Source organism: Neobacillus sp. PVCKKU3 (genome assembly GCF_058323225.1).
Window position 1 is genome coordinate 26,406 of the sequence record NZ_JBLVQN010000003.1, and the last position, 20,430, is coordinate 46,835.

The window sequence follows — 20,430 nt, forward strand, 5'->3', positions numbered from 1 at the left end:
GACACCCTTAGTGTGCTGTGCACTATTGTTACAGTGGCAATGCCCGCCTGACCGGGTCCATCTGTCACTTTTTAGTGTTTCATTTGGTCCATTTCGTCAATATTGACCGTTTTCCTGTTACGGTAAAGCGACATTAGGATAGCCAGACCTACGGCTGCTTCGGCAGCAGCAACGGCCATGGCAAACAACGCGAAAACCTGTCCGGTGATGGACGGGCTCAAGCCGTATTTGCTGAAGGTGACGAGGTTGATGTTCACAGCATTCAGCATCAATTCAATGGAAATCAACACGATCACGGTATTTCTTTTTGTAAGAGCACCGTACAAGCCGATGCAAAATAAAATGAGTGCTAGTGCCAGGAACGCTGAAGCGGGGACTGAACTCATTTGCTATCCCCCTCCTTATCCTCTCGTTTAGCTAAAATAATCGCGCCGATCAGAGATGCTAATAGTAAAACAGATACAAATTCAAATGGAATAATATATTTGCTGTATAATGCTTTACCAACTTCCAGCGTGTTGTTTTCATTTAGTGCAGAAGGAACCTGCTCGATTGGGAAATTGTAAATGCCGACGTAAACGGCAAAGGCAAAACCCAAAACACCGAGGAATAATAAGATTCTTCTCCACTTGCTGCCATGAGAGGCACTTTCACCCTCATCATCATACGGCTTCGTTAACATGATCCCGAAAAGCATGATGATGGTAATCGCACCGGAATAGATCAGTATCTGCACCGCTGCCACGAATTCGGCATTGAGCAGAATGTAGATTCCCGCAATGGCCACGAATGTGAAGATTAAGGCCACGACCATGTGTACGACTTTGTTCAGGTTGAGTAAAAGCACGCCGCCGATAATCGCCACAAGTGCAAGGGCCATAAATGCGAAAAACTCGCCTGTTAATGTCATGCTTTATTCACCTGCCGTACGTTTTCGTCGTTCTCATCCAAATATTCAAGGTTCTTAAATAACATGTCCCGGCTATATTCTGCCAGCTCAAAGTTATTGGTCATAACGATCGCCTCTGTCGGGCAGACCTCTGTACAAAGGTCGCACAGGATACAGATTTCAAAGTTAATATCATATGTGTCGATGATTTTCCCTTTTTTCGTTGGGTCCGGATGCTTCTTACCCGTTAACTGAATGCAATCCGTCGGGCAAATATTTGCACACTGGTTACAGACGATACATTTTTCAGGATAAAACTTCTGAATCCCGCGGAACCGGTCCGGAAGCGGCAGCGGCTCATTCGGATAATCATAAGTAACCTTCTCACGAGACAACTGCTTCAGGGTATACTTCAAGCCTTTAGCTAATCCAAGCACGTTTTTCACCCCTTTTAAAAATTTTCACTTCTATTAATATGTGGTGCCCATAAGCGGTGCCTGACACCCATTTATTTTTTTAAAAAAATAACGATTTGATGATGGCCGTCAGCATAATGTTTGCTAATGCCACTGGCATTAAGATTTTCCAAGCGAATTCCATAAGTTTATCGGCGCGCATCCGTGGGAATGTGCTTCGGAACCACAGATAGAGGAACAAGATCACGCAGAACTTCAACGCGAACCAAACGGCTCCCGGGATAAAATCAAGGAATCCGAATGGGGCCATCCAGCCGCCAAAGAATAATACGGTAATTAAGGCCGTCATTGCGAACAAATACACATATTCTGCCAGCATGAAGAATGCCCAGCGGAAACCGGTGTACTCGGTATGATAACCGGCAACAAGCTCGGATTCTGATTCCGGAAGGTCAAACGGTGTCCGGGACAGCTCTGCAGTCGATGCGATTAAAAACACGATAAACCCGATTGGCTGCAGTAAAATGAACCAGCCGTGCTTTTGGGCATGAACGATATCATTTAGGTTCAAGCTGCCCGATAATAAAATAACACCAAGAACGGACATAACAAGCGGAATTTCATATGAAATCATCTGCGCTGTTGCCCGTGCGCCCCCGAGCAGGGAGTATTTGTTGTTGGAAGCCCAGCCCCCAAGCAGAATTCCAAAAACCGTCAATCCGGATACGGCCACATAGTAGAGCAGCCCGACGCCAAGGTCAGCGAACTGAAAACGGTCTGTAAACGGAATCGTTGCCAGCACCATGAACGATGGTGCGAAGGCGATAACCGGTGCCAAAATAAACATTGGACGGTCAGCCAGTTTCGGGATGATATCTTCTTTTAATAAAAGCTTTAAAACGTCGGCAACGGTTTGCAAAAGTCCAAAGCGTCCGCCGAGCTGGTTCGGACCGTGGCGGAGCTGAATGTAACCCATAACCTTCCGTTCCGCCAGGATAGAGTACGTAACAAACCCTAATACAACTAGTAGTAAGACAGCTCCAAAGATAAAGAAGAAGAAAAAGTTAAACCAACTAGGACTTGATTGCAGCAGATCCTGTATCATTAGCCATCCACCTCTCCAAGGACAATGTCAATTGCCCCTAAAATGGCAATCATGTTTGCAATGTTTTCTCCCTTTAATAGCTTCGGAAGAATTTGCAAGTTATAGAAAGATGGTCTTCTAAATTTTAAGCGGTACGGTTCTTTCTTCCCGTCGCTGTAAATATAGCAGCCAATTTCCCCGCGCGGCGATTCAATTCTGACAAAAGCTTCCCCTTTTGGCGCCTTGATGATTTTCGGCACCTTCGCGAGGATTTCGCCTTCCTCAGGGAACTGCTCAGCAGCCTGTTCTAAAATTTTCAACGATTCTTCGATTTCCGCCAGGCGGCACTGGTAACGCGCCCAAGCATCGCCACTTTCCTGAACCGGAACATCAAAGTCGAAGCGGTTGTAGATGGAATACGGCTCGTCTTTGCGCAGATCCCATTTCACGCCGGTACAGCGCAGGTTAACACCGCTCAAGCTGTATTGCAGTGCGTCTTCCTTCGAATACTTGCCAATTCCTTTTACCCGGTTTAAGAAAATCTCATTCCCGGTTACTAGGTCGTGGTAGCCGGCAAGCTGCTCGCGCATATACGGAACAAATTCTTTTACTTTTTGAATCCAGCCCTCCGGCGCATCCCACTTGACGCCGCCGACACGCATGTAGTTAAACGTCAACCGTCCACCTGAAAGCTCATTCAGCATGTTTATGATCATTTCCCGTTCGCGGAAGGCATAGATGAACGGGGATGTTGCCCCAAGGTCAAGCAGGTATGTACCCCACCAAACCAGGTGACTCGCTACCCGGCCCAATTCCATCGCAATCACGCGCAGGAAATCCGCCCGTTCCGGAATCTCGATGCCCATCATCGTTTCTACTGCGTGACAGAGCACGTAGTTGTTGGTCATTGCCGACAGGTAGTCCATCCGGTCTGTGTACGGAATAATTTGTGTATATTGCAGGTTCTCAGCCAATTTCTCAGTCCCGCGGTGCAGGTAACCGATGACAGGCTGTGCTTCGGTAATGATTTCCCCGTCCAGTTTAACGACAAGCCGGAATACGCCGTGCGTACTTGGATGCTGAGGACCTACGTTAAGCATCATTTCTTCTGTTTTGATCACTGGTTACACCTCCACATCATACGGCTCATAGTCTTTTCTCAGTGGATAGCCAACCCATTCTTCGCCAAGCATAATCCGGTGCAGGTTTGGATGTCCGGTAAACTTGATGCCAAGTAAGTCGTATGCTTCACACTCAGGCCAGTCAGCGCCCGCCCAAACTGGCTGTATGGATTCGATGATCGGCTCATTGCGGTCAATTTTCACCTTAAAGGCGACGGATTGACGGTTTTTGTATGAGTATAAGTGAACATAAATTTCCATATGTGTTTCAAAGTCAGTTCCATGCAGCTCTGATAAATAGTCGAAGCCTAACAGCTCATTATATTTTAAAAATTGTGCAAGCTTAAAGTAGGCTTCCCGTTTCACCACAAGGGTAGGAACATCCTTAGATAGTTTATTAATATAAAAATCTTCTAAAACATCTGAGCCCATGTTTTCTTCGATTACCTTCACGTACTTGTCTAGGTACGGCTGGTTCGGAGATGGTTTCGCTTCGGCTGCTGGTTCGGCAGCTCCTGCCCCGGCTGCACCGCCTTTTGCTGCGGCCGCTTTGGCCTTCGCTGCTGCTACTGCGGCTGCCTTCGCTTTCGCTGCGGCGATAGCTTTTGCTTTTTCATCATCGCCTGCCGGTGCATCTTCAGCCCCGCCTTCACGTTTTGCTTTGGCTGCTGCCGCTGCTTTGGCCTTCGCTGCTGCGGCTGCCTTCGCTTTTGCCGCTGCCGCTGCTTTCGCTTTGGCGTCGTCTCCGGATGCTTCTGCAGCAGGTTCTGCGCCTTCGTCCGCGCCACCCGCTAGTTCCATTGCTTTCCGTTTCGCTGCTGCTGCAGCTTTTGCTTTCGCTACTGCTGCGGCTTTTTTCTTCGCCAGGTCATCAGCGTCCCCGCCTGCTCCAGCGTCTGCTGCTGCCGGTGCTTCTGGTGCTGCTACAGGTTCTGCGGCCTGGTCTGCACCACCCGCTAGCTCCATCGCTTTCCGTTTTGCTGCTGCGGCTGCTTTTGCTTTCGCTACAGCTGCGGCCTTTTTCTTCGCTAGGTCATCAGCGTCGCCGCCTGCTCCTGCGTCTGCGGCTACCGGTGTTTCTGGTGCTTCTACAGGTGCTACGGCCTCTGCGGCTGGCTCTTCATCCGCGATCCCTTCGCGTTTCTTTTTCGCTAACGCTGCTGCTTTCGCTTTCGCAGCGGCTGCGGCTTTTTTCTTCGCTAAATCATCAGCGTCGCCTGCTCCTGATGCAGCAGGTGCCTTTTCCGGTTCAACAGACTTCGGCTCAGCTTCTTGCTTTGGAGCACCTGACTCAGCCGGCTTCTGACCTGGAGCTCCCCCGGCTTCCCGGGCTGCTCGTTTCGCCGCCGCTTCGGCCTTTGCCTTTGCCACGGCCTCTCGCTTTAATTGTTCGAGATCTTTTTCCCCGCTCATTTATCAGGTCACCTTCTTCCCAGTCTTCGCTTCGTAACGAATTTTTTCCTTTAATTTATTGATTCCATAAATTAAGGCAGCTGGGTTTGGCGGGCAACCTGGGATATATACGTCAACCGGCACAATCTGGTCAACACCCTTAACGACGGAATACGATTTTATGTACGGTCCACCAGCGGTTGCACAGGAACCCATCGCGATTACCCATTTTGGCTCCGGCATCTGGTCATACAAACGGCGTAAAATCGGCGCCATCTTTTTCGTAACTGTCCCAGAAACGATCATACAGTCAGACTGACGCGGTGACGGACGGAAAAACGATCCAAACCGGTCCAAGTCGTAGTGAGCCGCACCCACACCCATCATTTCTATCGCACAACAAGCCAGACCAAATGTCACCGGGTACAGCGAACTGCTTCGCGCCCAGGCCTTCACTTGCTCCAGCGAAGTCATAAACACATTCTGTTTTAACTCCTGCATCTCCAAATCGGTAACGCCATCTAGTTTTAGATCCATCGTAGCACCTTCTTTTTCCAAGCATACACTAGGCCTAATAATAGTAAGAATACGAAAACTAACATTTCAATCAATGCGAAAACACCTAGCTTATCATAGGCAACCGCCCATGGATATAAAAACACCGTTTCCACATCAAAAATAACAAACATTAGGGCAAAAATATAATAGCGGACATTGAACTGTACACGGGAATCGTGAAATGGCTCAACACCGCTCTCATATGTGGTCAACTTTGCTTCGCTAGGTTTGTGCGGACGCAAAAGCTTACCTAAATATAATGCCACCACCGGCAGCAACACCCCGAGACATAGGAACACGAAAACTATCAGATAATTATTCTGATATACATTCAAAAGTTCCATGCCTATCCCCTCCAATGTTGTAAATTTTCATTCATAAGATTGTAACCGAATTCATTATAGCATTGTTACAAACCCATGTCGACAAGCCAATCCTTTAATTTGGAAATCTATTCACAAACTCATTTTCCAAATTAAGGCTGTTGAAAAACTGCCCCTCAAAAAGGTATTTTGTTACAAATTTTTTTCGGGTCTTAAGTCCCCCGATTGCCCCACAATGCCTCCCAATTCGACAACTACCCCTATTTAAAACCAAAATCCCGCTCATGTCAGTGAGGTTTGTCATTTTTAGCCCAAACCTTTTTGAAAAATTGCTGTTTGATTGGTTTTTCACATAAAAATTAGTGCAGGCCTCGCAGTTTGTACTTCCCGCTCAATACATTCATATTCTTAAAATCAAAATTCATTCATTTTAGGTTGGAAAGCAAACATTTATAGCGGGTAATTTCCAGTCAATTTACAATACTTTCCGATTTTGAACATTTACTTTCACTTTTTAGATATTTACTTTCCTGATTGGACCATTTACTTTCCATTTATAGCAGTTTACTTTCCAGTTCCTTCAATTTACTTTCCTCTTCACAAAACCTCACCATATTCGGGTGATGCATAAGAACCGTCCCCATGCATCAATCCGTAACCCCAACAAAAATAAAAACCCCTCCGACCGGCGTCTATGGCCGGCCAAAGGGGTTGGATTAAAATTATTTACCTGATACATTCAAACGGTTGACCGCGCGGCGCAATGCCAGCTCAGCACGTTTGAAGTCGACATGCTCCTGCTGCGCCTGCTGGAGACGCTGTTCAGCACGCTCTTTTGCACGCTGCGCACGTTCTACATCGATATCCGATGCTTTTTCAGCAGCCTGGGCAAGAACAGTTACCTGTTCAGGACGGACTTCTAAAAAGCCGCCGCTGACCGCGATTTGCTCTTGTTGGCCGCCAGCCAATTTCAAACGGACAGCACCGATTTCCAGTGGTGCCACCAATGGAATGTGGCCTGGCAAAATGCCTAGCTCGCCGCTTTTTGCTTTTGTACTCACCATTTCCACATCTGATTCATAAACCGGACCATCGGGAGTTACAACACTGACTTTAATCGTCTTCATATTTTACCCCTCCCTGAAAGGTTAGACCTCTACGCCCATGCGTTTTGCGGCCTCAACCACTTCTTCAATGCGGCCGACAAGACGGAATGCATCTTCTGGAAGATGGTCATATTTACCTTCAAGGATTTCTTTGAATCCTTTAACTGTTTCTTTAACAGGTACATATGAACCTGGCTGACCAGTGAACTGTTCAGCAACGTGGAAGTTTTGTGATAAGAAGAACTGGATACGACGCGCACGGGCAACGACTAACTTATCATCATCAGAAAGTTCGTCCATACCAAGGATCGCGATGATATCCTGTAATTCACGATATTTTTGTAATGTTTGCTGTACTTGACGAGCAACATTGTAATGCTCTTCTCCAACAATATCAGGTGATAATGCACGAGAAGTAGAAGCAAGAGGGTCAACCGCAGGGTAGATACCCATTTCAGAAAGCTTACGCTCAAGGTTTGTTGTCGCATCTAAGTGAGCGAAAGTTGTCGCCGGAGCCGGGTCAGTATAGTCATCGGCTGGTACGTAAATCGCTTGGATTGATGTAACAGAACCTTTATTAGTAGAAGTAATACGTTCTTGTAATTTACCCATTTCAGTAGCAAGTGTCGGCTGGTAACCAACGGCAGATGGCATACGGCCAAGTAGCGCGGAAACCTCAGAACCTGCTTGTGTGAAACGGAAGATGTTATCGATGAACAATAACACGTCTTGTCCCTGCTCATCACGGAAATATTCAGCCATTGTCAAACCAGTCAAGGCAACACGCATACGTGCTCCTGGCGGCTCGTTCATTTGTCCGAATACCATCGCTGTTTGCTTGATAACGCCGGAATCTGTCATTTCGTGGTAAAGGTCGTTACCCTCACGAGTACGCTCACCTACACCTGCGAATACAGAAATACCGCTGTGCTCTTGCGCGATGTTATTGATTAATTCCTGGATTAAAACGGTTTTACCTACACCGGCACCACCGAATAGACCAATCTTACCACCCTTAATATATGGAGCAAGAAGGTCAACTACCTTAATACCAGTTTCAAGAATTTCAACCTCAGTTGAAAGATTTTCATATGTTGGTGCTTCGCGGTGAATCGAATCACGGCGTGCACTTGCTGGAATTTCCTCTTTTAAGTCGATTGCCTCACCTAGTACGTTAAATACGCGGCCAAGTGTCGGCTCTCCAACTGGTACGGAAATTGGCTTACCAGTGTCTTCTACTTCTAAACCGCGGGTTACACCATCAGTAGATGCCATCGCGATTGTACGAACTGTATCATCACCTAAATGAAGGGCTACTTCAAGGGTTAGGTTAATATCTACTTCAGATGCGTTTTGCGCTTTTCTCACGACTTTAAGCGCATTATAGATCTCAGGAAGATGACCATTTTCGAACTTAACGTCAACAACCGGACCCATAACCTGAAGAACATGTCCTTTGCTCATCATTTTTCCCTCCTAACTTACTCTTTGCAAAAACTATCAAATTGGCGCTAAACACCAAATACTTACTATTCTAACGCTGCGGCACCGCCGACGATTTCCGTGATTTCCTGCGTGATCGCCGCTTGGCGGGCACGGTTGTAGCTTAATGTCAGGCCGCGGATCAGTTCGCCCGCATTGTCGGTTGCGTTACGCATTGCGGTCATCCGGGCAGCGTGTTCACTTGCTTTACTGTCTAACAGTGCACCATAAATCAAGCTTTCCGCGTATTGTGGAAGAAGGACTTCTAAAATCTCTTCGGCACTTGGTTCGAACTCATACGAAGTGAGCTTATGAGAAGTAGAAATATCCGTTAACGGAAGCAGCTTCTTCTCAGTTACTTCCTGCGAAATCGCACTGATATAGTGGCTGTAATAAACAAATAATTCATCGAATGTTCCATCAGAGAACATGCCGACAGTTGTGCTTGCAATGTCTTTAATATCTTGGAAGCTTGGCTGATCGTTAACCCCGACGATATCAAGGACAACGTTGTAACCCCGCTTCACAAAAAAGTCACGCCCCACTCGGCCAATCGCAATAATCGCAAATTCGTCATTGGATGTATGACGGCTTTTGATTGTTTGATGGACGCGGCGGATTACGTTACTGTTAAACGCACCAGCAAGACCGCGGTCGGATGTAATCACGATGTAGCCTGTCTTTTTCACAGGACGATGGGTCAGCATCGGATGACTCACGCCGCCTGCACCAAGGGCAATCGATGCAGTCACTTCCTGGATTTTTTCCATATAAGGCACGAATGATTTCGCGTTCATAACACCGCGATTCCACTTCGCAGCAGAAGTCATTTCCATTGCCTTTGTAATTTGACTTGTCTTTTTCGTCGAATTAATCCGCGTTTTTATATCGCGTAATGAAGCCATTAGGTTCTCACCACCCTCATTCAAAGAATGTCAGGCGATGGCTACAGACACCGGGTCCAAAACCATCGCCGCCGTTCAAATTGCTAGACCTTATTGTTCAGAAGCAGCAAACGTCTTTTTGAAGGCGTTGATTGCTTCAGCCATATCATCGTCTTTAGGAAGATCCTTCGTAGTCGTGATGTGGTCTAACAGATCTTTACGGTTGTGGTCTAACCAGCTATGGAATTCTCCTTCAAAACGGCGAATATCCTGTACTGGAATATCGTCAAGGAAACCGCGAGTTAATGCATAAAGAATCATAACTTGCTTTTCAACAGATAGCGGCTTGTTAAGATCCTGCTTTAGAACCTCAACTGTACGCGCACCACGGTTAAGCTTTGCTTGAGTTGCCTTATCAAGGTCAGAACCGAACTGAGCAAATGCTTCTAATTCACGGTAGGATGCAAGGTCAAGACGCAATGTACCGGCAACCTTCTTCATTGCCTTGATTTGCGCAGAACCCCCTACACGGGAAACGGAAAGACCTGCGTTGATCGCTGGACGTACGCCAGAGAAGAAAAGGTCGGATTGTAAGAAAATCTGTCCATCAGTGATGGAGATAACGTTTGTTGGAATATAAGCAGAAACGTCACCTGCTTGTGTTTCAATAAATGGCAATGCTGTGATGGAACCAGCGCCAAGCTCATCATTTAATTTTGCAGCGCGCTCTAGTAAGCGTGAGTGTAAGTAGAATACATCCCCTGGATATGCTTCACGGCCTGGAGGACGGCGAAGTAACAAGGAAAGCTCACGATATGCAGATGCCTGCTTTGTTAAATCATCATATACGATTAATACGTGCTTACCGTTGAACATAAATTCTTCACCCATTGCAACCCCTGCATATGGTGCTAAGAATAGCATTGGAGCAGGCTGTGATGCAGATGCAGAAACAACGATAGTGTATTCTAATGCGCCATTTTTACGAAGTGATTCAACGGCGTTACGTACTGTTGATTCTTTTTGTCCAATCGCAACATAGATACAGATCATGTTTTGACCTTTTTGGTTGATGATTGTATCGATTGCAACGGATGTTTTACCTGTTTGACGGTCACCGATGATTAACTCACGCTGTCCACGTCCGATTGGTACTAGTGCGTCAATCGCTTTAATACCAGTTTGCAGCGGCTCATGAACGGATTTACGAGCCATAACGCCAGTTGCTACTTGCTCAACAGGGCGGGTTTTCTTTGCATTGATTGGCCCCATGCCATCGATTGGTTGTCCTAATGAGTTAACTACACGTCCAATTAGTTCCTCACCAACCGGAACCTCCATGATGCGTCCTGTACGGCGAACCTCGTCACCTTCTTTGATGTCAGTGAAAGGTCCTAAGATAATGATACCGACGTTATTCTCTTCAAGGTTTTGCGACATACCCATAACGCCGTTTGAGAATTCAACAAGTTCTCCGGCCATGACATTGTCAAGACCGTGGACACGTGCGATACCGTCACCAACGGAGATAACAGTACCAACATCGGTCACTTGAATTTCTGCCTGATAGTTTTCAATCTGCTTCTTTATCAGGGCACTGATTTCTTCAGCTTTGATGCTCATGAGTTTCACCCCTTATCTACGATAACAATTTACGTTCTAAACGGCTTAGCTTGCCGCGTAATGATCCATCATATATACGGTTTCCAATGCGAAGCATAACGCCTCCGAGCAAATTGGAATCCACGATATTTTCAATTCGTAATGATTTCTTCCCAATCTTAGCTGCAAATGTGGCAGAAATAGCTTCACGCTCCGCGTCTGAAAGCGGGCGGATGCTGGTCACTTCCGCTTCGGCAATGCCGAGTTCATCATTTGTCAACTCCGTGAATTGATTCACAACTTCCACGATTTCGCCTTCACGATGGCGTTCGATTAGGATCAATACTGTATTTAAGACATATTGATTTACAGATGTAAAAGCGTTTTTCACAATCTCTTTTTTCTTTTCAATAGGAAGCTTCGAAGATTTGAGAACAGCTTTTAAATCAGGATTGTATTGTAAAACTTCCTTGACTACACGAAGTTCTTCTTCTACTGTACTTAGAATCTGCTGTTCCTTTGCAATTTGAAAAAGAGCCGACGCGTAGCGTTTTGCTACTAGTTGGTTGCTCATCGCCCTTCTCCTGCCTCTTTGATATATTCGTTAATAAGCGCATCTTGGTCCGCTTGAGATAATTCTCTTTCAATTACTTTAGAAGCAATTAACACAGACAATGAAGCCACTTGTTCGCGAATAGCGGCAACAGCTTTTTCTTTCTGTTGTTCGATTTCAAGCTTGGCAGCATCCTTTTGGCGTTCCGCTTCTTGTCGGGCCGCTGCGATGATTTCCTCACGCTGGATATCGCCTTGCTTTTTCGCACTTTCAATTAAGCTCTGTGCTTCTGCACGGGCTTCTTTTAAAAGATTTCTTTGTTCTTCTAAAAGCTTCTTCGCTTCTCCGCGGCTTTCTTCAGCTGCATTGATTTCACTTGCAATATGCTCTTCGCGCTGTTTCATGATGCCCATTAATGGACCCCACGCAAACTTTTTCAGCAATGCCAAGAGGACAATAAACACGATCAGTTGGAAGAAGATATCTCCATAATTAACGTGGCCGGCGCTGTGCTCGGCTGCACCTAATACTAAACTGCTTGTTAACACCCTGGGTTCACTCCTTTCAAGAGTTGCTCACACTAGAAATGCATAAACGAACATAATAGAATGGCGAAGGTTTTGTTTGTCACTTCGCCATCTGGAGTTTTTAAATTTTATCGGTTTAAGACCATGAACGCGATAACAACGCCGATGATCGGTAATGCTTCTACTAACGCAACCCCGATGAACATTGTAGTTTGTAGTAAACCACGTGCTTCTGGCTGACGAGCGATACCTTCAACTGTACGTCCTACGATAAGACCGTTACCAATACCTGCGCCTACTGCTGCTAGACCAATTGCAATTGCTGCTGCTATAAGATTCATTATTTTGTTCCTCCTTAAAATGTATAAATATGTTTTATTTTTTATAAAAAAATATATTAATGGTCATGACTCACTTTGTGTGCCATATAAACCATCGTTAACATAGTAAAGATGTACGCTTGGATGGATCCGACGAAGATCGAGAAGCCTTGCCATACAAGTGTAAGCGGAATGGCGGCGATTGTGCCGGCGATTCCTTGGTGTGCTAATCCCGCTGCCAAGAGCGATAGAAGCAATTCACCAGCGTAAATGTTACCGTAAAGACGCAGACCAAGCGTCAATGTGTTCGCAAATTCCTCGATAATCTTTAACGGGAATAAGAATTTCATTGGAGTGAAGAAGCCTTCTCCATATCCTTTTGCGCCCTTTAGCTTAACGCCGTAATAATGGGTAAGACCCAAAATCATGACCGCTAGGGTTAACGTAATAATCGGGTCAGCTGTCGGTGATTTCCACCAAAGCTTATCGTCAACGACGATTGCGAAAGGAAGACCCAGCATATTTGATACAAAAATATACATGATTAATGTAATCCCCAGGATGTGGAATCGCCCGCCTTCTTTCCAATCCATTGTGCTGTTGATGATGCCTTTTACAAAGTCCATCACCCATTCCATAAAGTTTTGCATCCCCGTAGGTTTCATTGCCAGCTTGCGGGTTGCTAATACGGCAATAAGAAAGACAATTGCACTTGCAATTGTGATCATAAGAACGTTTGCCCCGTTAAACCAGAGACCAAACAATTCAAACTCAGGAGCCCCATGATGCATATAAACTCACCTCGCTTCCCTTCACTTTTGAGCATGCAGAGCATGATAAAAATAATCTATCATAATGACAATATAGGCTGTCATTAGTCCCAAAACAACACTAACAATTTGAAAATAATCAGGGTACTCTAATGCGATCATTACCGCAATTGCTGCGATCGCCATTCTTTGCAGCGAGCCCAATGATTTGACCTTTTTTCCTGCCGAAACGGCTTTGTCGAATTTCTCTGTTTTTCTCACTAACATCCAAAGCATAATGAAGCTAAAGCATGTCCCAAGGATCAACCCAAGGAAAGACGTTTTGTATGTAGTGAAGCCCCAGCCAAGAACATAGATGGACAACAAGTACAACATCCATTTTCTCTGCCTGTTGTACATTTCTCTGAAATCTGGCATTGTTATTTATCTCCTGAATAGAAATGGCGGATTGAGACAAGCATAGAATAAACCCCTGCCGCAAGACCCAGGAGCAGTCCGATTATTAAGAAAATTGGTTCTGTACCCCACTTTCCGTCCAGCCATCTTCCGGCAAAAATGCCAATCAGGATGGAGCCGACCAACTGGGAAACAATAGCAGACATTAAAGCCATGGCTTGAAAAGGATTGCGGTTCTTTCGCATAATAAAATCATCCTCACTGCGTAGAGAATGAAAAACAAAAGGTGATTATGATAAATCATGCGCGGGATTTTGTCAAATTAAATTTCGATGAAAACCCTACCATGCACACCCTTTGTTAGCATACAATAGGCACCATGCATTGTCAATGAATTTACGTGAATTATTCCACAAACAATTTCCCAAAATTTTTGCGATTTGGAAGTGAAAGTCAACACTCTTATTGTATTGTAATTTTTGAAGTTTTTTTGGCTATTTTGTGTCCATTTTGTGAACAATTATTTCTGACTTTTTAAAAAATTTCCCAAAGGTTAGGCGGAATTGCGGGCGGCATTCTCACTTCGTTTGCCGCCCTAATTTTTGTCTTAATTTTTATAAATAGAAATCATCGTTTCAATAAAATCCTCTTTGCCTGCCTTTTTGGCGAAGACTTTGGCTCGGTAGGTCCCTTCATATGGAAGGTCTTCAGCTTTGAAGGCTTTACGGATCAGTCCCTTCTTTACATCGGTGCTCGTGTCAAGAAAGCCGACAAAGCGGTAATCGTCAGGGTTGAATAAGGCGATACCAAATTCCTCCGCTCCCCCCGGGACGTAGACCTCGTACTGGTAAGTACCCGGCTCATCTCCTTCTGCAAAATCAAAGCCCATAATCCTTGGGTATCCCGGCTCCTCAAGAACATACAAAAACGGGATATGGATGGACTGGCTCCCAGCATGCAAGGTTAGAAAACCATCGTGAATTTTCCCTTTAAAGATCTGCGGGTCGACGGCGAGCTCAACAGTAATGTCCTTTGTTTCTTTCGGCTCCAGGGTGAACGCGAGCGGGAAACGCCACTCGAGGCCATCGATGTGCTGCGGGATGTCAAACGTGTAGCGTTTTGGACTGTCGCTGATATTTTCAATTTTTAATTGGGCTTTATGAACATTTTTCAGGCTGCTAAACTTTCCGAACCGAATACTGCCCGGCATGACAAGCGATTCGGTTTGGATCGCTGCGTCCACCTGGATGCGGCCGGCCCCCTGCTCGTATGTGCGGTAGTAGGGTCCGGGGGTAAGCTTGGTTTTGTTTTGGTTCTTGCCGATTGGACCGATTTCGATTGGTTTCCGGGTTGTTCCCGGGCTCATGCTGCTTGGCTCACCGGGTTCCTTTGCCAGCGGTTTTGCGGTATTCATCAGCGCCGCCTTAATCTGCTCCGGCGTCCACTCCGGGTGGGCCTGCTTGATCAACGCGCAGGCACCGGCCACATGCGGTGCTGCCATACTCGTACCCTGCAGGCTCAGGTAGCCGCCGGGAATGGTCGAATTAATAGCCACCCCTGGGGCAACAAGGTCCGGCTTGATATCCCATGTATCCGTGACGGGTCCTCTGGAACTGAAATCAGCAAGCCGGTCAATTTCTTCATTTATTATGAGTCTTGCCGTCACATCGGTGTTTTTCAATTTTTTTCGTAAAAATTCTCCCTCGCTTTTGGTGATCGACCCAATCGGTATAGCAGCGGGCGCATCGAGATTGCCGATGAAGGTGCCCTTTAGATTGTTGGCGACCACGACCGCCTTTGCCCCCGCCTCATGGGCATTTTTTGCTTTTTCTGAAAAAGTCAATTCACCGCGCTTCATTAGAACGATTTTCCCCTGCACGTTCTCGAGTTCATTGGGTTGGCCGATGCCGCCGTCGACGATTGGGAGCGTCCGGTCAAGCGACCAATTCCCCGACCCCTCCATTGGCTGGACCCGGAGCGGATTTTGCATTCCTTCTATTAATAATTGGGGAATTTCCATGGTGGGCGTCGAGGCGCCGACTGAAATTGCTTTTGCGGATGTTCCCGGTGAACCGACCGTCCATACATTCGGTCCAGAATTGCCCGATGCAGCGACAGCGACGATCCCGTTCTCGACAGCACGGTCGAGCGCCTGGCTGATCGGCAGGTCTGGACCGTTAATGCTGTTGCCAAGCGAGAGGTTCATGATGTCGACCTTGTCTTTGATGGCCTGGTCAATCGCAGCCAGCACTTGCTCGGTCGTTCCCCCGCCGCCCGGACCAAGCGCGCGGTACGCAACAATTTTTGCCTCCGGGGCCACGCCTTTGATTTTTCCATTGGCGGCAATAATGCCGGCGACATGGGTACCGTGGATCGTCGCCCGACCTTGCGTGAGTGTTTCCATCGGGTCTTGGTCGTTATCAACAAGGTCATGGCCGCCCGCATAATTCCGAGCGAGGTCTGGATGGGTGTAGTCCACCCCGGTATCGATGACCCCGACCGTCACACCTCGGCCGGTCAGACGTTCATTCTTCTTTGAAAAAAAACCGCGCACCGCCTCACCGCCAATGATTTTCACGCTTTCCTCGGTCTCGACCCGATACTCTGTTACCGGGGAGACATGCTGGATTTGCGTTTGCTGGCGGTTCCGGGTCTGGGCCTCTGTTAGCCGGGCAATGGCGCTTGGTGGCCCTTGAATCGAAAATCCGTCAATGGCTTTCTCATATACACGGCGTAGCTTGATATCCTTATAGGGTGCGAGCAGCTGCTTGATTTCCTGTTTTGTTTTCGGATGGTCAAGCATGACGATGGCGACAGTGTCCTTTGTTGATTTTTGGATTGGGGGATGGATTAGGATTTTGGGTATGGCTGGGATGACGGTGGTCCCAACATTAATAGTTCCGAACGTGAGGAGCAGTGCGAGTACCAATTTCATGTGAAAATCCCCCTTTTTTCCATATCGTTTTCTTTGGGAGGGGAAAGTATGCAGGGAGACTTCGATTATAGCTCGTTATTTTCGTTTTACATTTCCATTTATTTGGATATACTTTCCGATTTGGGGCATTTACTTTCCAGATTGGATCGGATACTTTCCACTTTGTGCGTTTTACTTACACTTTTTAGCAAAATACTTTCCAAAATCCCTATTTTACTTTCCAACCCCATTTTTCACCTGGAATTCCACACAAAAAGCCAGGCGTTCAGCCTGGCTTAGGTGTCTTTTCAATACATTCTTCTAAGAATTTCCATTTATTTGGATATACTTTCCGATTTAGGGCATTTACTTTCCAAATTGGATCGGATACTTTCCACTATGGGCGTTTTACTTCCACTTTTTAGCGAAATACTTTCCAAAATCCCTATTTTACTTTCCAACCCCATTTTTCACGTGAAATTCCACACAAAAAGCCAGGCGTTCAGCCTGGCTTAGGTAATTTTATAAAAATTATTTCGTCCCAAACAACCGGTCTCCAGCATCACCAAGTCCTGGTACGATGTAACCGTGGTCGTTCAGCTTCTCATCAAGGGCAGCGATGTAAATGTCGACGTCAGGGTGCGCCTCTTTCAGAGCTTCGACGCCTTCTGGTGCGGCAATCAAACACATAAATTTGATATTTTTGGCTCCCCGCTTTTTCAAGCCGTGAATCGCTTCAACGGCTGAGCCGCCAGTTGCGAGCATCGGGTCAACCACGATGAAGTCGCGCTCTTCAACATCACTTGGAAGCTTGACGTAATATTCAACCGGCTTTAGCGTTTCCGGATCGCGGTAAAGACCGATATGGCCCACTTTTGCAGCCGGGATTAATTTCAAGATTCCGTCCACCATGCCAATACCAGCGCGTAAAATTGGCACAAGGCCGATTTTTTTACCAGAAAGAATTTTCGATTTTGCCGGACATACAGGTGTTTCAATGTTAGTTTCTTCAAGCGGCATGTCTCTTGTAATTTCAAACGCCATCAAGGTTGCCACTTCGTCAACCAACTCGCGGAATTCCTTTGTTCCTGTATGTTTATCACGTATGTAAGTAAGCTTGTGCTGAATGAGTGGATGGTCAAAAACATATACCTTTGCCACAGCGATCGCCCCTTTATTAAAGATTTAATTTTGCAGTCGTCTCATTTTACAGAAAAAAAAGCCCGCGAGCAACTCGCAGACTGATGTTAGATTTTTCTGAAACAAAAGGACGGTCCTTCTGCCTCACAAAAGTGAGGCATGAGAACCGTCCCCATGCATCACCCATGCATCAATATTCAGGGTAAAGGGTAAATTTGCTTGTTAATGCGTCAACTTGTTTGCGTGCTTCTTCAAGCTTTGCTTCGTCTTCGTGATTTTTCAACGTGAAGGCGATGATGGAAGCAATTTCGTCCATATCTTCCAACCCAAAGCCGCGGCTTGTTACAGCAGCTGTACCAATGCGGACACCGCTAGTGACGAACGGGCTGTTCTGGTCGAATGGAATGGTGTTTTTGTTAACAGTAATGCCGACTTCGTCAAGCACTTTTTCAGCCACTTTTCCGGTTAAACCAAGGCTTGTCACATCGACAAGCATTAAGTGGTTGTCCGTACCGCCGGAAACAAGCTTCAAGCCTTCTTTTTGCAGGCTTTCTGCTAAACGCTGAGCGTTAGCAACGATTTGCTGAGCATATTCCTTAAAGCTGTCCTGAAGCGCTTCGCCAAAAGCAACAGCTTTTGCAGCGATAACGTGCATAAGCGGACCGCCTTGGATTCCAGGGAAGATCGACTTATCGATTTTCTTGCCCCATTCCTCTGTGGTTAAAATCATCCCGCCGCGTGGACCGCGAAGGGTTTTATGAGTAGTAGTTGTGACGAAATCAGCATATGGCACTGGGTTTTGGTGCAGACCAGCCGCAACAAGACCAGCGATGTGCGCCATGTCGACCATTAGGTACGCGCCAACTTCATCAGCAATCTCACGGAACTTCGCAAAATCAATTTCGCGAGGGTACGCGCTGGCACCGGCAACAATCATTTTTGGCTTATGCTCAAGGGCTTTTGCACGAACATCAGCATAATCAATACGGTGTGTTTCTTTGTCGACACCATATTCAACGAAGTTATATTGAATACCACTGAAGTTAACCGGGCTGCCGTGTGTTAAGTGGCCGCCGTGGGATAAGTTCATGCCAAGCACGGTGTCACCTTGCTGAAGGACGGTGAAGTAAACGGCCATGTTTGCCTGTGCACCCGAGTGGGGCTGAACGTTGACATATTCTGCTCCAAATATTTGCTTGGCGCGATCACGAGCTAAATCCTCAACAACATCAACATATTCGCAGCCGCCATAGTAACGGCGTCCAGGGTAGCCTTCTGCGTATTTATTCGTTAAAACGGAGCCTTGGGCTTCCATTACTGCTTCACTGACAAAGTTTTCGGAGGCAATCAGTTCAATTTTAGAACGTTGACGGCCCAATTCTTGCTGGATTGCTTGAAAAACCTGTTCATCGGCTTTAGGTAGATGGTTCATGATTCATTCCCCCTCATATGTAAATAAAAGACGTTAGAAAATTCCCTCTTTATTGTAACATGTTTTTTTATTATGTAAACACGTAAGATTCCATTTTTGTTATTTTTATCGTTCGTGTTTTATATAACAAATAAGTTAAAATACAATACAATCGTTCGTGTTTAGTCAAATATTTCTAACTGCAGCTTGAATTAGCGTCGGTCCGTTCGTATACCGCGCGGGCCCCGCCGATAAGTTTTGGTCTTGTTTTAGCCAGCGTCACATGAGCATGTCCCAGGAACTTCTGTTTAACACGGACTGGGACGGCAACATGTTTCAGGTGCATGCCGATCAGGGTGCTGCCAATGTCAATGCCTGCCTCCGCCTTTACAAACTCGACCACAACGGCGTCGTTCATTTTTTCAAAAGCAAATGTTGCCATCGCTCCGCCTGCCTTCCGGACCGGGACGACCGAAACCTCTTCGAAGCCTCGCACGAAGGCAACCGACCGTTCCACCACGAGTGCCCGGTTCAAGTGCTCGCAGCATTGAAAGGCTAGGTGAACTCCGGTTTCGGTTTGGAATTTTTGCATTTGGCGAAAAATCATTTCGGCTACTTCAATCGTTCCGGCCGTTCCGATGCGCTCGCCAATTACCTCGCTGGTGCTGCAGCCGATCACGAGAAGCTGCCCCGGACTCAAGGATGCCTGCTCCTTAAATTCCGTTAAAATTGCTTCAAGTTCGTTCTCCCATTGCTGAATCATACCCATTGACCTCCCATCATTCATGTTCCTAGGTTCCTGGCCCCGCCACTTTAATATTTTACTCTATTGCGGGACCTGTCCTCAGCCACTCTACTGCTTCATCCGATGTGATATCTATTGGTGTTTCTCCTCATAATCCGTAATTTTACCGACGCGGTTGGCGTGACGTCCGCCTTCGAATTCGCCAGTGAGCCATATTTGGGCAATATCACGGGCCAGTCCAGGACCGATGACGCGTTCGCCCATCGCCAAGATGTTGCTGTCATTGTGGCCACGTGTTGCCTTTGCACTAAAGGTATCGTGCACAAGTGCACAACGGACACCTTTCACCTTGTTAGCGGCAATGCTCATGCCAATGCCTGTCCCACAAATTAAAATACCGCGGTCAAACTCGCCGCTCGCTACCTTTTCCGCTACAGGCAGGGCATAATCCGGATAATCAACAGACGACTCACATTCGCAGCCAAAATCCACATACTCAATCTTTAATTCCTCAAGCAAGCTGGCAATTTCCTTACGAATATTCATGCCGCCATGGTCAGACGCTAAAGCCACTCTCATCTCAAAAATCCCCCTATTCATAACATCAATCTGTACTTAATTTTGACATACAGCCTTAAAAATATAAAGCAAGAACACCGCAACGAAATCAAATAGTAAAAAACCATACGAAAAACAATAGAATTCTCACAATGGAAAAAAATGTGTCCATTCCACATGGACAAAATGACAATTTGTTCACGCTTGGTCCCTTTACCTAACATAGAAAAAGGCCAAGA

General features: G+C 46.4%; 24 protein-coding genes. All 24 read right to left on the reverse strand.

All coding sequences use genetic code 11. The features are described 5' to 3' along the window. Positions 1-71 precede the first annotated feature (71 nt). Complete coding sequence (gene nuoK / locus ACNQGS_RS03035) at positions 72-386, reverse strand: NADH-quinone oxidoreductase subunit NuoK (protein ID WP_213147985.1); 315 nt, start codon at positions 384-386, stop codon at positions 72-74. Beyond that, positions 383-910, reverse strand: coding sequence for an NADH-quinone oxidoreductase subunit J (locus ACNQGS_RS03040; RefSeq protein WP_491486075.1), 528 nt, complete (start codon positions 908-910; stop codon positions 383-385). Before ACNQGS_RS03040 ends, nuoK begins: the two co-directional genes overlap by 4 nt. After that, positions 907-1,326 (reverse strand): NADH-quinone oxidoreductase subunit NuoI, encoded by a 420-nt coding sequence (nuoI, locus tag ACNQGS_RS03045; protein ID WP_213147983.1) that lies wholly within the window; start codon positions 1,324-1,326, stop codon positions 907-909. Before nuoI ends, ACNQGS_RS03040 begins: the two co-directional genes overlap by 4 nt. Positions 1,327-1,405: 79 nt before the next feature. Next, complete coding sequence (gene nuoH / locus ACNQGS_RS03050) at positions 1,406-2,410, reverse strand: NADH-quinone oxidoreductase subunit NuoH (protein WP_491486076.1); 1,005 nt, start codon at positions 2,408-2,410, stop codon at positions 1,406-1,408. Next, a complete protein-coding gene (locus ACNQGS_RS03055) occupies positions 2,410-3,510 on the reverse strand; it encodes an NADH-quinone oxidoreductase subunit D (protein ID WP_213147981.1) in 1,101 nt (366 codons plus the stop codon). The genes nuoH and ACNQGS_RS03055 overlap by 1 nt, the downstream gene beginning before the upstream one ends. A gap of 3 nt (positions 3,511-3,513) precedes the next feature. Then, entirely contained in the window at positions 3,514-4,923 is a 1,410-nt protein-coding gene (locus ACNQGS_RS03060) for an NADH-quinone oxidoreductase subunit C (protein WP_491486077.1), read from the reverse strand. 3 nt (positions 4,924-4,926) lie between these two features. Next, positions 4,927-5,439, reverse strand: a complete 513-nt coding sequence (locus ACNQGS_RS03065) for a NuoB/complex I 20 kDa subunit family protein (RefSeq protein ID WP_213117142.1) — start codon at positions 5,437-5,439, stop codon at positions 4,927-4,929. Further along, positions 5,430-5,804 (reverse strand): NADH-quinone oxidoreductase subunit A, encoded by a 375-nt coding sequence (locus ACNQGS_RS03070; protein WP_491486078.1) that lies wholly within the window; start codon positions 5,802-5,804, stop codon positions 5,430-5,432. Before ACNQGS_RS03070 ends, ACNQGS_RS03065 begins: the two co-directional genes overlap by 10 nt. Before the next feature lie 94 nt (positions 5,805-5,898). Further along, positions 5,899-6,135 carry a hypothetical protein gene (locus ACNQGS_RS03075; protein WP_491486079.1) on the reverse strand — a complete coding sequence of 79 codons (237 nt, stop codon included), beginning with the start codon at positions 6,133-6,135 and terminating at the stop codon, positions 5,899-5,901. A 370-nt stretch (positions 6,136-6,505) separates the two neighbouring features. Then, positions 6,506-6,910 carry a F0F1 ATP synthase subunit epsilon gene (locus ACNQGS_RS03080; RefSeq protein ID WP_491486080.1) on the reverse strand — a complete coding sequence of 135 codons (405 nt, stop codon included), beginning with the start codon at positions 6,908-6,910 and terminating at the stop codon, positions 6,506-6,508. A gap of 21 nt (positions 6,911-6,931) precedes the next feature. After that, entirely contained in the window at positions 6,932-8,353 is a 1,422-nt protein-coding gene (gene atpD, locus ACNQGS_RS03085; protein ID WP_213148114.1) for a F0F1 ATP synthase subunit beta, read from the reverse strand. A gap of 65 nt (positions 8,354-8,418) precedes the next feature. Further along, positions 8,419-9,276 (reverse strand): ATP synthase F1 subunit gamma, encoded by an 858-nt coding sequence (gene atpG, locus ACNQGS_RS03090; RefSeq protein WP_423800110.1) that lies wholly within the window; start codon positions 9,274-9,276, stop codon positions 8,419-8,421. A 90-nt stretch (positions 9,277-9,366) separates the two neighbouring features. Beyond that, a complete protein-coding gene (gene atpA, locus ACNQGS_RS03095; protein ID WP_491486081.1) occupies positions 9,367-10,878 on the reverse strand; it encodes a F0F1 ATP synthase subunit alpha in 1,512 nt (503 codons plus the stop codon). Positions 10,879-10,894: 16 nt separating this feature from the next. Continuing rightward, a complete protein-coding gene (locus tag ACNQGS_RS03100) occupies positions 10,895-11,431 on the reverse strand; it encodes a F0F1 ATP synthase subunit delta (RefSeq protein WP_491486082.1) in 537 nt (178 codons plus the stop codon). Beyond that, positions 11,428-11,958: a F0F1 ATP synthase subunit B gene (locus tag ACNQGS_RS03105; RefSeq protein WP_213147976.1), complete on the reverse strand. Its 531-nt coding sequence runs from the start codon at positions 11,956-11,958 to the stop codon at positions 11,428-11,430. The genes ACNQGS_RS03100 and ACNQGS_RS03105 overlap by 4 nt, the downstream gene beginning before the upstream one ends. Positions 11,959-12,065: 107 nt before the next feature. Next, entirely contained in the window at positions 12,066-12,278 is a 213-nt protein-coding gene (atpE, locus tag ACNQGS_RS03110; protein ID WP_027323467.1) for a F0F1 ATP synthase subunit C, read from the reverse strand. A gap of 56 nt (positions 12,279-12,334) precedes the next feature. Then, a complete protein-coding gene (gene atpB, locus ACNQGS_RS03115; protein ID WP_213117134.1) occupies positions 12,335-13,048 on the reverse strand; it encodes a F0F1 ATP synthase subunit A in 714 nt (237 codons plus the stop codon). Positions 13,049-13,069: 21 nt separating this feature from the next. After that, a complete protein-coding gene (locus ACNQGS_RS03120) occupies positions 13,070-13,444 on the reverse strand; it encodes an ATP synthase subunit I (RefSeq protein ID WP_491486083.1) in 375 nt (124 codons plus the stop codon). A gap of 2 nt (positions 13,445-13,446) precedes the next feature. After that, positions 13,447-13,671, reverse strand: coding sequence for an AtpZ/AtpI family protein (locus tag ACNQGS_RS03125; protein ID WP_491486188.1), 225 nt, complete (start codon positions 13,669-13,671; stop codon positions 13,447-13,449). 359 nt (positions 13,672-14,030) lie between these two features. Beyond that, complete coding sequence (locus ACNQGS_RS03130) at positions 14,031-16,358, reverse strand: S8 family serine peptidase (RefSeq protein ID WP_491486084.1); 2,328 nt, start codon at positions 16,356-16,358, stop codon at positions 14,031-14,033. 510 nt (positions 16,359-16,868) lie between these two features. After that, positions 16,869-17,498: a uracil phosphoribosyltransferase gene (upp, locus tag ACNQGS_RS03135; protein WP_213117131.1), complete on the reverse strand. Its 630-nt coding sequence runs from the start codon at positions 17,496-17,498 to the stop codon at positions 16,869-16,871. 169 nt (positions 17,499-17,667) lie between these two features. After that, entirely contained in the window at positions 17,668-18,909 is a 1,242-nt protein-coding gene (gene glyA / locus ACNQGS_RS03140) for a serine hydroxymethyltransferase (RefSeq protein ID WP_491486085.1), read from the reverse strand. Positions 18,910-19,084: 175 nt separating this feature from the next. After that, positions 19,085-19,651, reverse strand: coding sequence for a TIGR01440 family protein (locus ACNQGS_RS03145; RefSeq protein WP_491486086.1), 567 nt, complete (start codon positions 19,649-19,651; stop codon positions 19,085-19,087). A 114-nt stretch (positions 19,652-19,765) separates the two neighbouring features. Next, a complete protein-coding gene (gene rpiB, locus ACNQGS_RS03150) occupies positions 19,766-20,212 on the reverse strand; it encodes a ribose 5-phosphate isomerase B (RefSeq protein WP_491486087.1) in 447 nt (148 codons plus the stop codon). Positions 20,213-20,430: the final 218 nt, after the last annotated feature.

Coding starts and splice junctions, on each gene's coding strand:
- nuoK (WP_213147985.1), bottom strand. CDS start 386: ATGAGTTCAGTCCCCGCTTCAGCGTTCCTGGCACTAGCACTCATTTTA.
- ACNQGS_RS03080 (WP_491486080.1), bottom strand. CDS start 6,910: ATGAAGACGATTAAAGTCAGTGTTGTAACTCCCGATGGTCCGGTTTAT.
- ACNQGS_RS03070 (WP_491486078.1), bottom strand. CDS start 5,804: ATGGAACTTTTGAATGTATATCAGAATAATTATCTGATAGTTTTCGTG.
- ACNQGS_RS03065 (WP_213117142.1), bottom strand. CDS start 5,439: ATGGATCTAAAACTAGATGGCGTTACCGATTTGGAGATGCAGGAGTTA.
- rpiB (WP_491486087.1), bottom strand. CDS start 20,212: ATGAGAGTGGCTTTAGCGTCTGACCATGGCGGCATGAATATTCGTAAG.
- atpE (WP_027323467.1), bottom strand. CDS start 12,278: ATGAATCTTATAGCAGCAGCAATTGCAATTGGTCTAGCAGCAGTAGGC.
- ACNQGS_RS03060 (WP_491486077.1), bottom strand. CDS start 4,923: ATGAGCGGGGAAAAAGATCTCGAACAATTAAAGCGAGAGGCCGTGGCA.
- ACNQGS_RS03100 (WP_491486082.1), bottom strand. CDS start 11,431: ATGAGCAACCAACTAGTAGCAAAACGCTACGCGTCGGCTCTTTTTCAA.
- ACNQGS_RS03130 (WP_491486084.1), bottom strand. CDS start 16,358: ATGAAATTGGTACTCGCACTGCTCCTCACGTTCGGAACTATTAATGTT.
- atpD (WP_213148114.1), bottom strand. CDS start 8,353: ATGAGCAAAGGACATGTTCTTCAGGTTATGGGTCCGGTTGTTGACGTT.
- ACNQGS_RS03120 (WP_491486083.1), bottom strand. CDS start 13,444: ATGCCAGATTTCAGAGAAATGTACAACAGGCAGAGAAAATGGATGTTG.
- ACNQGS_RS03040 (WP_491486075.1), bottom strand. CDS start 910: ATGACATTAACAGGCGAGTTTTTCGCATTTATGGCCCTTGCACTTGTG.
- ACNQGS_RS03145 (WP_491486086.1), bottom strand. CDS start 19,651: ATGATTCAGCAATGGGAGAACGAACTTGAAGCAATTTTAACGGAATTT.
- atpB (WP_213117134.1), bottom strand. CDS start 13,048: ATGCATCATGGGGCTCCTGAGTTTGAATTGTTTGGTCTCTGGTTTAAC.
- glyA (WP_491486085.1), bottom strand. CDS start 18,909: ATGAACCATCTACCTAAAGCCGATGAACAGGTTTTTCAAGCAATCCAG.
- nuoH (WP_491486076.1), bottom strand. CDS start 2,410: ATGATACAGGATCTGCTGCAATCAAGTCCTAGTTGGTTTAACTTTTTC.
- atpA (WP_491486081.1), bottom strand. CDS start 10,878: ATGAGCATCAAAGCTGAAGAAATCAGTGCCCTGATAAAGAAGCAGATT.
- atpG (WP_423800110.1), bottom strand. CDS start 9,276: ATGGCTTCATTACGCGATATAAAAACGCGGATTAATTCGACGAAAAAG.